This window comes from Lysinibacillus sp. NPDC097279 (genome assembly GCF_044761745.1).
Taxonomy (GTDB): domain Bacteria; phylum Bacillota; class Bacilli; order Bacillales_A; family Planococcaceae; genus Lysinibacillus.
In genome coordinates this window covers 629536-643503 of sequence record NZ_JBIWDA010000001.1, presented here as the reverse complement: position 1 = coordinate 643503, position 13968 = coordinate 629536, and the positions used below count along the sequence as shown (strand labels likewise).

General features: G+C 38.5%; 9 protein-coding genes. All 9 read right to left on the bottom strand.

Going from position 1 to position 13968, the window contains the following annotated elements; genetic code table 11:
* Positions 1 to 4: 4 nt before the first annotated feature.
* On the bottom strand, positions 5 to 544 hold the full coding sequence (locus ACIQ1H_RS03060) for a hypothetical protein (protein ID WP_402886424.1): 540 nt from the start codon (positions 542 to 544) through the stop codon (positions 5 to 7).
* 14 nt (positions 545 to 558) lie between these two features.
* The gene (locus tag ACIQ1H_RS03055) at positions 559 to 6087 is read right to left on the bottom strand and encodes a DUF6531 domain-containing protein (RefSeq protein WP_402886422.1); all 5529 of its coding nucleotides are present in this window, start codon (positions 6085 to 6087) and stop codon (positions 559 to 561) included.
* 30 nt (positions 6088 to 6117) lie between these two features.
* Positions 6118 to 6516: a DUF4280 domain-containing protein gene (locus tag ACIQ1H_RS03050; protein WP_172771975.1), complete on the bottom strand. Its 399-nt coding sequence runs from the start codon at positions 6514 to 6516 to the stop codon at positions 6118 to 6120.
* A 66-nt stretch (positions 6517 to 6582) separates the two neighbouring features.
* Positions 6583 to 7080 carry a hypothetical protein gene (locus tag ACIQ1H_RS03045; protein WP_402886421.1) on the bottom strand — a complete coding sequence of 166 codons (498 nt, stop codon included), beginning with the start codon at positions 7078 to 7080 and terminating at the stop codon, positions 6583 to 6585.
* 46 nt (positions 7081 to 7126) lie between these two features.
* Positions 7127 to 8224: a pentapeptide repeat-containing protein gene (locus ACIQ1H_RS03040; protein ID WP_402886419.1), complete on the bottom strand. Its 1098-nt coding sequence runs from the start codon at positions 8222 to 8224 to the stop codon at positions 7127 to 7129.
* 15 nt (positions 8225 to 8239) lie between these two features.
* The gene (locus ACIQ1H_RS03035) at positions 8240 to 9736 is read right to left on the bottom strand and encodes a phage baseplate assembly protein V (RefSeq protein WP_402886417.1); all 1497 of its coding nucleotides are present in this window, start codon (positions 9734 to 9736) and stop codon (positions 8240 to 8242) included.
* Positions 9736 to 10377: a hypothetical protein gene (locus ACIQ1H_RS03030; protein ID WP_402886415.1), complete on the bottom strand. Its 642-nt coding sequence runs from the start codon at positions 10375 to 10377 to the stop codon at positions 9736 to 9738. The genes ACIQ1H_RS03035 and ACIQ1H_RS03030 overlap by 1 nt, the downstream gene beginning before the upstream one ends.
* A 120-nt stretch (positions 10378 to 10497) precedes the next feature.
* Positions 10498 to 11271: a DNA and RNA helicase gene (locus ACIQ1H_RS03025; protein ID WP_402888533.1), complete on the bottom strand. Its 774-nt coding sequence runs from the start codon at positions 11269 to 11271 to the stop codon at positions 10498 to 10500.
* Between the two features lie 45 nt (positions 11272 to 11316).
* Entirely contained in the window at positions 11317 to 13965 is a 2649-nt protein-coding gene (locus tag ACIQ1H_RS03020; protein ID WP_402886414.1) for a molecular chaperone, read from the bottom strand.
* Positions 13966 to 13968: the final 3 nt, after the last annotated feature.

Sequence of the window (13968 nt, the reverse complement as noted above, 5' to 3'; positions counted from 1 at the left end):
ATTTTCACTTAGCTGTCCCTATCTCCTCAAAGCACAATCCATTAATTTTGTTTTCTTCAATAAAGTCTATAAACTTTTGAGTACAATAATAGCTTGAATTAATTTTAGTGTCTCTAAATATAATTTCATTTTCTAAACTTTCTAATTTAAATCTGATGTTCTTGCTCCGCATCATTTCAAGGGATTCCTGCAAATCTAAACCATCAAAATTAATTGCTGTGACCACATTTGTTACATTTATATAAATATAATCTTCTGCAATACCTTTGATTTTTATCGGGAAAATTTCTATAATGTCAGAAAATTTTTCAATAAAAAGATTTTTAAATTTCGCCTTTATTATTAATGTATCTCCATAACAGCGTGAATCAAAATCTAACAATTTTCCTCTTGTATGTTTATCTTGAGAGATCCCAAAAATCTCTTCTTTCCAATCCAGAGTAATTTTTTGTCCCGTAAAACTAGAAAAAAGACTAATATCCTCCTCATTCAAAAAAGTTAGGTCTTTAAAACTAAAATCATTCTCTATTTTAAATATTTTCATTATAAAATCCCCTTTCACCAAATTTTAACGTTGAATAATAAATCATTCCTTATATTTTCTAACTCAGTCAAAACTGCCTCTCTTGCTTTCGCTCCGCCCAATTTTTCAGCCATGTCTAACCTATTATAAACATTTTTAAAATATTCGTTGGTATGAATTACTCTATGATAAGCCCCAGGTTGTAAACTATTTGGATCTACATGTTTCAAATAAACACCATTTTCTGCACTGTTGACATCTATCTTAAGTCTTTTCAAGATTTCTCTTGTTCTTCCTGCGTGAAAGTTTGAATGATCCCCCGCCACAATATGATGAGCTGCTGAACCTTTATATTTATACCAAGCACGTTTCATGTACCCTTCATTCTTTTTTAACTCACGATTAGCTTTGTTCATATTTTTCTTTAACTCTTTAGTACAAGACAGACCAAAAATATCTATTGAGTTATTTGTATCTTGTACATATCCATATAAGACAAAACCACCATTAAGCCCAATTGGATCCTTTTGCGTATACATACCCTCAATTGGTGAGTAATATCTAAATCTGTTGTAGTAAAGGCCAGTTTCTTCATCGTCGTATTGCCCTTGATATCGGAATGGTATAAAATCCTTGTCACAGGTAAACTCTTTTGATTGACCATAAATATCTAACTCATTGGACCAAACCTTATTACCGTCAGAATCGTAGGCTTCAGAAGGTGTACCTAGATAATCACTAATAATACTATAAATCCCTTCACTTGTAATTTTTGCAGAAGGAACAAATGTACCCTCATTGAAAATCCAAGTTATTAGGCTGTCGTCACTATTTGTTGTGCTTAAAGATGTATTTTGAATACTAAGTTCACTATTATAGCTACATTCCACCCACTCATGCAAAATCGTATTGCCATCCCATACAAAATGAGTAGCTCTACCTTCCGAACACTTCTCTATTCGCCTACCTAATGAATCATACTTGAAAGTAACTTCCGTATTATCTGGCTTAATGACCTTCGACATCATCCCATTGCCATAGTATTCGTACTGCCATGTATCTCCATTATGTTCGACTTTCTCTACGAGATTTCCTTCTTCGTCATAGGAGAATTTGGCATCTTTCGTTTCTAGTAATCTACTGCCAGCACCATAGACACGATCTTTTTTATCTTTTGTTTCATATAGATTGCCGACATCATCGACACTGCGGTATAAGAAATCAAATTGGCGACTGTCTTGATTGGCCCAGACGAGGTTACTAAATTCATCATAGCCGTACGTCACTTTTACACCCGTTAACTCGTTGACCATACTGCGTAATTGATGATTGACGTCCCAATTGTAGGCGCGTCTTCTCTTATCTCTGCTTTGACTACTTACTCTGTGATGTGTTGGTCTACCTGTGATATCATATTGCCATTTGCTAATAACATCTCCTGGTAGGATTCGCTCAATCTCTTGACCGAGTTCATTGTATTGCATCGAGGCTGTCCACTGGGCTTGCTCGGAGCGAGTTGCGGTCATTTGCAAGACATTGCCCAGCTCATTACGTGTGACATCGATTTTGGCCCCGAGGCTACTTGTTATCTGTGAACGATTGCCTAGCTCGTCATAGTTACTCGCAATCCAATGATCGTTTTGCCATTCCTTGATGACTTGCCCAGATGAATCTCGTTCTAGCTTAACGGTTATATGCTCATTTTCTGTCTCTTGTAATGAGCCATTTTTATCATAGGCAAATGTTTCCCACGTACCATCATAGTAGTCAGAGCGAATAATATTTCCTAGCGCATCGTGCTGATAGGCTGTCCAACGATTACCTGGTCGTTGAATGTGCTGCACGAAACCTGCGAGGCTTCGTTCATACGCTTTTTCCATGTCATCAAAGCCGATTTCCTTAATGATATTGCCTTTTGTATCGCGTTCAAATTTGTACGCTTCGCCTTTTTCATTGATAACAGCGGTTAATTGCTCCTCTGTATCGTAGGTGAATTGTACTTGCTTGCCACCTTGTTTGCGGGATGTTAAGCTGCCAAGAATCGTGTAATCAAAGGCGACTTGTGTATGGTTATCCTTTGCAAAAATAATATCATCATAAGCATTGTACTTTAGTTGAACGTCGTTACCATCAGATAGATTAGCGCGCACTAGGCGATTTAAATGGTCATAACGGAACTTTTCTGTGGCACCGAGTGGATTAGTTGTGCTTGTGCAGTTTCCACGCCTGTCGTATGTCCATGTTGAACTTGTCCCATCTGGCAATGTGACTTGGCTTAAATTTAGGTCAGCGTCATACGTTAAGGTTACCATATGGCCTTGCGCATTTGTCACCGTGTCAATTAAACGATGTTCATTATAGGAAAATTCAGTCTTTGTACCATCTTCTAAAACCGATGCCTGTAATGTCCCGTCTTCATTATAAATCCACTGGCGACTACCGCCCTCTGGAGTAATTGCCTGAATCAACCGATCTTTGTCATCATGCTGAGAGGATAACGTACTGCCATCTGCCAGCGTCATCGTGACTGGGTTTGCCCATTCATCATAGCTGAAAGTTGTTACACGACCATCTTCATCTACTTCTTGCAGTAATTCAAAGTCCTCATTATAGTCATAGCTGACCTCACTACCATCTGGATACATAATTTTTGTACAAAGGTTATCTTCATTAAAATAGTAAGTACTTGTATGCCCTAAGCTATTGGTAATTTCGTTATAGCCATCGTAATAGGCAAGCTCACCCGCTAGGACATTGCCATCTCCCCATGTTTTAATAACGCGTGCACCTGTTGTTGGCCCATCATAGCGCCAGTAGAAACTATTTTTATTACGGTCTATTTTTTGCATCATTAAGTGGTTGACATACTGGATATGTGTACTTTGCCCTAATGCATCTTGGATTTCGATTAAATCTTGAACATCATTGTAAACATAGCGCACTAACACTTCACGACTCGTCTGGTTACGTAAAGCGACTTCTGTCATTCTGCCCGCTTCATTTGTCGTAACATCTAGTACGCGCCCTACGCTATCCGTTACTTGTGATAAGAAGCCTTTCAGGTTATACGTAAATTGAATATAGTGGTCTTGCTCATTTCTTACTTCTTTTAATCGGTATGTCGTCTCGGTTGTTTGTTCAAATACATAAAGCAAGCGTGTATCATGCTCAAACAAATGGTATTCCACACCTGTATTTATCAGGGTCATTCTATCTTTTTTATTAAAATATGGTAAATTAATTGGTAAAATTGGAAACCCTACTGCGCGACCATCCTTCACCACAATGCCGATTAGCTCTTCTTCTTCAAATATCTCTAAGGCTAGATCGTATGTAAAGTGCATACCATGCCCGTTTAATCCAACTCGACTACTATCACTGTACCATGCACGTTCCCATGAAAGAGGGATAGGGCCTGGAAGTTCAAAGTCAACACCTTCATAGATCATGCGCCCTGTAATTAAATCAACCGGTTCAAAGCCTTTTTTACAGAATTTATCACTTAATCCTTTTGTACAATTAAATCTCTTTAATACTTGATGATTGAGTCTAGTTAGCTCCGTTTTGGCCATCGCCTTCATACCGTCGACAGCTTTTGACACAGCTAGCACTTCATCCATCGAGGCGATCACTTTATCGGCTGCTGTTTTCATGCTTTTTGTGCCTTTGTTCGCTACTGCCGAAACCGTATCGAGTGTTTGCGACACTTTGGAGTAAGCGGCCTTCATCCCTTTTACTGCTTTTGAAGCATCCACTGCCTTATCAGCAGCCTTAGCGGTTTTACTTGCTGCCTCTGCTACTTTTGTCGCTTTATTGACCTTGTAGGCTGTTTTTGCGGCATCCCCAACGATTGGCACTGCACCGACTATGTTCATCGCTGCGCCCATAAAGTCTCCTCTTGCCAAGCTAATACCTGCATTGGCAATATCCGCGATGGTCCCGATACCTGGAATAAATCCAGCAACATCTAACGCTAAACTAACATTATCAAGCAACTTACTAAAGAAGCTTTTTTTCTCCTTTTTCTGCTCTGCTTTTTGTGGGAAGATTACATCTACTTTTGATGTAGCTTCAATTGCTTCTTCATTTAACTTCGGTGGTTGACTTTTTTTCTCTATTCCCTCTTGTTCAATTAGCGTACTAATTAACTGTGTGTCACCAGCAAGGATAATATGACTCTGCTCCTTCGCTGAAATGGCAATCCATTCCTCGGCTTCTACGGATAGCTCGTTCATCCCACTTATTTCTAGTGTTTCATCTGCCGCTAGCATGATGGTACTGTTACTTTGAAATGTTACACCTTCTCCATCATCCATCTTAAGGTCCAATACGCCATCTACTGCACTAAAGGTAATATCTCCAACCCCTAGTGTCATATCTTTGCCCGCATTGGTCGCTAATGATTTTACGGTCGTGTCTGCCATTTTTTTCGTTTGTTTTTGTCCGCCTTCTGGTGTGGCAGGCGAAACACGTACCGAGCTAATGACAATGGCATCTTGTTCCACAGCACTTGGAAAATGCAATTGGGCACGTGCCCCTTTTTGCGGCATTAAATACATGACACCATTTGCATCTGCTGAATAAGCAAACCAATGTGCTTTTTCTTTCTCTTGTTTTTTATCGATATCTAAATGAATTTTAACCGTGTTTTGCGTAACATCAATGATTTTCCCTGTAAAGGCTGCGCCAATCAAATCTAAATTGCGTACTAATCGTTGACGAATACTTTTTTCTGGTTGGGCAGTATATTGAAACTTTAGTACACCCGCTTCGAGATGAATTTCTCGAACCGTAATAACATAGGTTTTTCCCTTTAATTGTACCGATGTACCCAACTCGTACGCTTCTGTGCTTTCAAACTCACAAAATGTATAATCGGTTTCACTTACATCTATACCATCATTTTCAGTAATTAATCGATATGTATCTACATCCATATGTAATACTGAAGGTAGATGGTCGATTGTTATGCTTTTCTTACTTTCGGGTGTGCCAAACCAAAATCGTGGTCCCTTTCCTTGTAAATCAGGAAAAACTACTGCCTGTAGATTAGAAGCCACTCTTTTTATAAATGCCCAATCTGTCTCCATGTATTGAATCGAGATATGACCTATTGCTTGGCCGTTCGACACCTGATCGATGTAATCCCCTTGAGGATAAGCACCTACAATGGTATCCAGTAACGCCACATAGGTCATATTCGCATCTTGAAAAGAACGTGAGCGTTTTGCAACGTCCATATTGGCTGTAAACGATACAGCCTCAACTGAAACATAATGCACACCTTGGGCTGCCTGCAACTCTGCATTTTCAATTCTACCTGAGAACAAGATGTCTTGTTGCCTACCAAATTTAACAACGACTTCATCTGAATGACTAATTTGCTGAATATATTTCTGCGCGTGCTCTTCCGCAATCATTCCTGTAAAGGACAATCTCGCATGGTCATTGCCTTTGTGTTTGATTGTTAGTTTATTTATATGAATAAGAGGATAAGGCCATTCGAGCACAAGATCCTCATACGTCGTTATCATGCTGACTTCCTTTTCTCCTAGTGTTTTCATTACTTACCTCCTTTCACTCCAACCTTTCTTTTAAAAGCCTTGTTTCGGTATTTCTAATTCCTCTTGCCCATCATGCACAATATCAATTTTGCCTCCTCCTGCTGAGCATTGCGTATGACAACGGGATAATAGTGCTTGCTTGCCCTCGATATTGACATTTTCCATCCCTTCCATCCAGTCGATGGAACATGTGGGCGTACACGGTTTTTGTAACTTCAAGCAGACGCCAAAAGTGGGAATGTTGTCGGGGTTTCGATCGCCTACATTCAATACGGCTTTATCTTTAATATAAACACCATGATCTTGTGGTAAATTTAAATAATTCAGGTGGCTACCATGCTCACAGGAAATAATCGCTCCATGGACCACGTAACTAAATTGCTCTTGTTCCGAACCTTCTGTCTCCAAATTTTCTACAACTTGAGCCATTCGGTACCCTTCCCTTCGTATATGTTTCAAATTGCACTTTTGATTTGATTTCCATTTGAACGCTTATTAATATCGTTCTAGTTTGACGCGCTGCAACTGAAGTCCAAGAAATGGTCGTCTTAATATACTTTCTGCAACATCTAAATGAACGATAGTGAAAGATTCCCTTTGACTATTAACTTGAAAAATATAGTCCAATTCAACCTTTTTAGGGTTTATTACGAGCTCCTTTATACGTCCGTCTGGATAATAAGTCGTTTCCTGGGAAATACAGTTTTTCTGCATTATGTCCATCAGCCAATATAAGCGCTGTGTCCCCTTTTTTACATCTGTAAATACGATGGCTGTAAATGCTAAGTGATCCTCAAATTTTACGAATAACTTTTTTAATTGATCCGACACAATGGTCCGAGGCTTTTCTAAATAATCCAAATATACTGCATGCTCTTTTTCCACTACTTCTGCAAATACCGACGAACAAACAAAATCATCTTCAAGGTCTGTCTTCAAAGGAAGAATCGGATTTGTAATAGTGGGGTCTTGCCGAACAATAAAGTATTCCATCTTGACCTCCTGTAAGCTTCATACCTATCTTCCCGTACGGACGACGTTACTGAATCCAATGAATATCTTGTATTTGGGCTTGGCTGAATTGATACTTCCCTTGATCGCGTTGAAAGAATGTTGCTCCTTTTAAATTAGCACCTGTAAAATTGGCACCTACTATTTGGGCGAATTCAAATCTTGCCTGTTCTAAATTTGCATTACTGAAATCAGTACCAAGATAGCAGGGAACTTCATTTTGAGAAAACTTCAGCGTTTTTCCTTGTGCATGCGTAAAATTAGCACCTGCTAAATTAGCATGTCGAAAATCAGCATCTTGAATCATTGCATAGGAAAAATCCACATTCGCTAAATGACCATTTACAAAACTCGTACCGATGCAAATACTTCGTTGCATTGAAGCTCCTGCTAAATCACTGTCTTGGAAATTCGCATAGGAAAAGTCCAACTGATTGAAATCTCTGTGCTGTAAAGGTAGGTTTGAAAAGTTGCCAAACGTATACGATTGATTCGTCTCTTTTGACTCTAACGTTAACAAGACATCTTTTTCCAAACGTTGTCGTTCGTCCATAATCGCGACATCTTCACTAAACCCTTTATATTCACCGACTCGAAATCGTAAGCATGCCGCACGTTGAAAATGGAGTTTAGGGATGCGTTGTTGTTGATAACGAAAGAGATAGCGGAGTAATTGAATAATATATTGATGAAACCGTATAACTGTCTGTTGCATAATCACGCGGACGTCCGCTGATTGAATGCTAATATACGGCTTTCTTTCTTTCTCAAGCGCTTTTTGTAATTCGAACATCGCTTCACAAAGCCAATCCGCTTCATACTGTGCTGTGCATTGTGTCCAATCGCAATACCATGTTTCTCCATATGCTTCTAGTACATACGTAAACTTGTTTTCTAGTAATGATGTTCGAAGCAATGATAGATGAATAAAAGCAACTGGCGCTAACTTTCCTTGTTCTTGCTGTTCATGAATATTCGCAAAAAGTTGTTCAAGTGCGTAAATGATTGGTTGAAGTAAAACTTCCTTATCGTTGCGAAACTGTCGATCCACTTGCTCCTGCAAACGGTGGACATGAACTGACACGCATTCATCCATAAAATGCTGTAATGCTTCTTCTCGTTTCATGTATCTACACCCTCACTAATTTGCACGTACTTCAGTTCCTTTAATCTCCATTTTGTCTTCCATCTTGATTGAATTGTCTTTACATGTCATCTCAATTTTCTCATTGGCATTTATCATAATTTGCTTAGCATTTATCACGACTTTATCTGTTGCTTTTAAGTTAATATTTTTATCACTAATAATTGAAATACCGTTATCATCCATCAGTGTAATCATTAACCCTCCTCCAGAAATAACAATGCGATCAGGTGCAAGTAGAATTTGTTTACCATGCTTTGTTCTAAGTGTTTTTACATCAGGATCAGCCATGCGCCCTGGATCTTGGCGGCTATCTTCGGGTGGTGAAGCACCGCCTCCTCCCCCCTGACTAGAAGGATTCGTTGCTGATAACATTGCCCCAGATTGTGGCGCTGCTTTGGACACAGAGCTAATGGCAATTCCTTCATCCTCACGGTTGCTTGGGAAGTAGATTCTAACATTGTCAGATAATTCAGGCATAAAATACCAACCTGTGTTATCCTCTGATGCATAGATTGTTGAGTATGGAAACCAGTACGCCTTATTTTTTTCTTGCCCCTCATCGAAATCAACATGTATACGAATTTTGTCCCCTGCCACATCAATGACTTTTCCTTGGATAGATGCACCAATAATCGCTTGATTATAAGTCGTGTGGACACTGAAGCCGTTCTGAGGTGTGAGCGTATAAATATGTTTTAATAAGCCATTTTTAAGCTTGGAGACAATTTTGAAAACATATAGTTTTTTTGATTGAAACGTAACTTCATTGCCGATTTTGAAGAGTTGCGGCGATTCTACTTCATAGTATATGTAGTCACTATCGGTAATACTATCGAGATGATTTTTACTTGAGATAAGGAAATTGCCGATTGCTTTTTTAACACGGTAATTTATTGCATCCATTTTTTGCACCGCACCTGCTTGGAACGGTACGCCGAAGTAAAACTTTGCGGCGCCATGAACTGCGTCTGGCACTAAGCCTGTATGAAATCGCGATGCCATGCGTTTTAGAAACTCCCAGTCCGTCTCTAAATATTGCATCGTAAAGTTACCAATACTAGCGCCTTTTGTGACATGATCCATAAAATCGGCGCCTGGTTGATCGGCAATACATTCCTTTATTAATTCGGTATAGGGCATCTTGGCATTTTGGTACGTTTGGTTTTTCTTCTTCACATCTAACACATACGTATGCGAAACCGCCTTTACCTCCAAATAATACGTCTCCATTACCGATTTCACTTGTACATCCAATGCTAGTCCATTAAAAATAGGCGTCGATTGTCCCGTACTATCCATTTGCAGTACTTCAATGGCCGTTTCTGCGTCCGTCATATAAACGTAAGAATCTTCCATTTCATCTGGAATGACGCCTGTTAAACGCAATGTTGCATGCTCATTCATTTGTTGTGTCATTTCGATTTCACTCACGCGGATATTGTAAGGCATCACAATCATATCTTTATACGTCAAAGCTGTTTCCTTTGCCATCACACAACACCTTCTCCATTTAATGATTTACTTTCGATTGCGATTGTTTCTAACATGCCATAAGCAATCGGTTGCCAAATATTCATTTCTTTTTTCAAGCAATTAACTGAGCCAGTTGTCACATTGTCGCCTGCTATAAACAAAAACATTAAATTATAAATCTTGTTATCCAGTGCCTTCGAAATAAAATCAAAATAGCCAATTTGGTGTCCGTTCACTTCTTTCATGCCGATATCCAACATTTCTGCATCTGGCTGTAATTTTTGTAGGATAGTCATCATCGTTTCTGTAAAATCTTCTAATTCCTCTTCCTGTAGCTGTTGCTCCATTATTTTCATCGTGACGTTAATGGACGTACTTTCGCTTGTATAGATGTAATCAGGTCTACGGCTTGAAGGGTATTTAATATCCTTTAAATCGGGTTCCATCTCTTCAAAGTCTGTAGGAATACACATCCTTATTTGATTGTCGTAAAAAGGAAGCTCTGCAAATTCAATTATTTCATCGTCAATCGCAAGCTGACCCGCTTGAATCGCTTTCACAATATCCGTTTGCAATAATTGGTTTTCAATGTTCTCCGTTCGTTTCTTTTGCCTTGCATGCTTCGTCATTTCAATAATTTCTTCATCCATAAAATGCATTCTATTCGCCCCCTTTGTTTTTACAGTCTTTTGAGTATGCATTGTTGCTTGCTCATCACTTTTGTTGTTGTAACAAAAACTTCTCTTTCAATCTTGTAAAAAATGCTTGCAGACTACTAACTAGTCAACGATCACACGCTTCGGTCGTCCTTGACTGAGTCCTTTCATCCGACCACCACCTTTAGCTTCCATTAAAATACGATTCAAGTATTTATGAATTTGACTATTCGTTAGTGATTGATAGTCTAGCTCTAGCCGATTGCAAATATAGAAATCAATCGCATCTCGTTGCACCCGCTCCTGATTGATGCACTCCATGGCAAAGGCTATATCATACGGATTGGTTGGTCGATTTTTTAACAGCTCGCGTGCAAAATATTGCAAAATCAGTGGGTGGTATGTGCTTTTTTGTAAGCCTGCATACTGGCAGTGAAGATAATTCACTGTGTTGAATTCAGTAGCAAAGTCGAAAAAATCGATATGCTGTGAGCGCAGCTTAGCACCTAACTTTAATTTAAAGCGCGCTAATTCTAGCTCATTATGTGCAAGCTCTAACGAATCATCTAAGACAATCTGTGATGTATGTTTGCTAAAATCTAAGTCATTTACTTCTTCAGCAAATCGTACTTTTAAGATTGTTTCATTTCCTGTTGCTTCATAAGGGAGCTCAAAGCTATTCGTTAGCATATAGAGTCTGCCATTATGCTTCATAATGCCGTTTGAAATGATTAGCAGTGTATCCGCTACAGTGATTTTGGCACCTGCAATAATGCCGTTTGAATAATCTTGAAAATAAATATCTAAAAAATCTCTTGGGAAATCTCGTAAATTTTCCAGCATTTCTCGCTTTAAAATGCGACCTTTTTGAAAATGTGGATATTGATTGGCAAACAAGCTGTCATCCACCTCTATTCTTGTTTTCACTTTTGTGCGCTTTCCTTACTTTAAGCCGTCAAAGAAATCCAACTCTGATAAATCCGTTTCAAAGGCAAAGAATTCCTTTTTGCCGATATACAGTTGTTCTTCACGTCTAGCAACAGGGACGACATGGAAACCCCAGTGATCTTCTCCTGCGAAGACAAAAAATTTCACTTCCCCATTCATAATGGAATCTGTCTCGTCCTGTGGAATTTTATGTTGATAATTAGCCGCTATATTGTCATAAAGAACAGGCACATACTCTTCCTGGCGATTAACGTAATTGTATTTATAGGATGATTGATTGTCGGTACCTGTTAGGAAGAATTCAACTTCCGTTACACCCCATGGTCGAGAAATGGTGCCATGAATTTGGTTAAGTCGCTCTAAACTGCTAATCAAAAGTTTTTCCTGACGATTATGGGTAAAGGCACTTACTGCATAAGGTACGACAGGTGCATGATTCGTCACGGTTGTTTCAATCATGCCTATCTTCTTCGCATTTAAATAACGAAGTGCTCCTCTTAAGCAAGCTAGCTTTAACTCTGGCACTTTCCCAATATTTTCAGCCTTCTGTCTAAATTCAATGCTTCGTCCTGGTACAAACTCCTTTAAAGCCTCGCGAAAAGCATCAATTTTACACGATTGGCCTGTTAGCTTAATAATGGAATATTCACTGAGAAGTCCATTTTCGTAAAACTCTTCTAAAAACTCTCGCACAATATCATAAATATCCGCTTTAATTAGATGGTTAATTTCCTTAATATTAAAAAAGACGTTCGGATAATCATACACATCTTTGAATTGATTGTTTTCTACTAATGATAGGCACCATCGATCAACAGCCGTTACATTCAAGTCACTGTCCTGCTGCAAATCGTTTTCCGAATAAAAGCGGCTGCGTAAAATGCCTGTTTTGCGGAAAAATTCCTTCTTCATTTCCTCCGCCATTTCCCATAAGAAATAATAATTATTACGTACACGTAAGTATTCATCACGTGTGCGATTTTCATATTCCTTAAAGCGTGTCGGAATAATATACTCGGCATCTGAAAAGGCTTTTTCAAATTGCTCGTAAACAGCATCTACGCCATGATCGTCTACATATCGGTAAATATCTTTTCCTGGAATATCAATTAATGCATCAATGTCATAGGCATTTTTTCCTCGGCTATAATAGTTTGCAAAAACAATCTTCATAAATTGAAAAATGCGATATGTAATATTGTTGCCACCAAAATTGGTATCACCATTTTCATAGGTTGTATGAATATCGATTTTGTATGAAATATGCCCGTCCTCTATGCGGAACTTACACGATGAAAGGTCTGTTGTTCCACCACCACAATCAATGACGAGTGCTTTATATTCCTTTTCATCTAAAAAGCTATTATTCTCTATTTGATTGGCGATTGTATTATAAAGAACTGCCATCCCTTCATCGAGTGCATGCTCTGTTTCGATATTGTATTCAGGTAAAATCGCCTGAAACATATCTAAAAATTGTGTTTTCAGCTTTACAGGACTAGAAATATGTAAATGCGTAAAGCGACATTTAAATTGATGTTCTGCCATTCGAATAATATAAAGCATAAATTCCCTTAAAATTTGGCTTCGTGGCACAAGTGCTGTATTGCCGTTTGCATCCATGATCTCTTCTGATTTTGTATAGTTACTTACCCACCGTTTGATGCCTTGGAATTTCGTTGCTAATGACGTATAGCTATTCTTTTTCATCATTTTTAATGCTTCATAGCCGTAGTAATAGCTCACTTGGTCTTGATTTGAACAATCTGCCACTGTCATCACTGTTGGGACAACTTCAATCCATTCATTTTGGTGGAGCGGGTCTGGAAATTGCACAAAATTGATGCTGTTTAGCTGAATTCTGTTATTTAATAAATCATGGCTACAAGGCGAGGACACATAATCATTTTCTAAATAAACACCCGCAGTTGTATTCGTCGTGCCAAAGTCGATAGCAAGAATCGCATTGGTTGTTTCTAGTTGCTTTATCTCTAAATCTTGTATTGGTACTTTATAGTAGTGAAGGTTTGTCGGCGGAAGTGGGGTCTCCTGATAGTAAGTTTTATAAATATATTCTGAATCTTGCTTTCGTAAAAAAATAAAGCTGTAGTTCTTATTTTTTGTCTTCTGAATTCCTATTGCTTCATCTGCAGCAAAATAATATTTGTTAGGGCGCTGGTCATCCTTTATGACATTCAGGATGGCGCAAAGTTGTAACTCATCATTTACGAGCAAGACATTCGATTCAACTAGAAACCCACCTGTTTCTACATAATACTGATCTGGCTTATCCATTTTCATACCGCTATATAAGCTCATTTTGGCAGGAATTTTTATTTCACCATTGTCTGACATAGGTGTTTTTAAATAGGTTTGCATAGCCGCTTCGACTCTTTCAAATCCCCCGTCTTTGCTTTCTTTAATAAGAAGGTTTTCTTCGGCCCCACGATATCTTAAAATTTTGTCGATTAACTCGTCTCTCGTTAGTGTATTAATAAGCCCAGTCACAAGTTTTTCCTTATAACAGATATTTCGAAGCTGAAATGTGGTCATTTCCATTAGCTCTACACGTGTAAATGTCATATACTTTTTTTCTGCAAAGCGATTATTCACATTCAGCTTATATGAATATTTAGTCGTCATTCC

Bases quoted from the DNA above. Each gene is read 5' to 3' on its own strand.
- ACIQ1H_RS03060 (WP_402886424.1), bottom strand. From the start codon at position 544: ATGAAAATATTTAAAATAGAGAATGATTTTAGTTTTAAAGACCTAACT.
- ACIQ1H_RS03055 (WP_402886422.1), bottom strand. From the start codon at position 6,087: ATGAAAACACTAGGAGAAAAGGAAGTCAGCATGATAACGACGTATGAG.
- ACIQ1H_RS03050 (WP_172771975.1), bottom strand. From the start codon at position 6,516: ATGGCTCAAGTTGTAGAAAATTTGGAGACAGAAGGTTCGGAACAAGAG.
- ACIQ1H_RS03045 (WP_402886421.1), bottom strand. From the start codon at position 7,080: ATGGAATACTTTATTGTTCGGCAAGACCCCACTATTACAAATCCGATT.
- ACIQ1H_RS03040 (WP_402886419.1), bottom strand. From the start codon at position 8,224: ATGAAACGAGAAGAAGCATTACAGCATTTTATGGATGAATGCGTGTCA.
- ACIQ1H_RS03035 (WP_402886417.1), bottom strand. From the start codon at position 9,736: ATGGCAAAGGAAACAGCTTTGACGTATAAAGATATGATTGTGATGCCT.
- ACIQ1H_RS03030 (WP_402886415.1), bottom strand. From the start codon at position 10,377: ATGCATTTTATGGATGAAGAAATTATTGAAATGACGAAGCATGCAAGG.
- ACIQ1H_RS03020 (WP_402886414.1), bottom strand. From the start codon at position 13,965: ATGACGACTAAATATTCATATAAGCTGAATGTGAATAATCGCTTTGCA.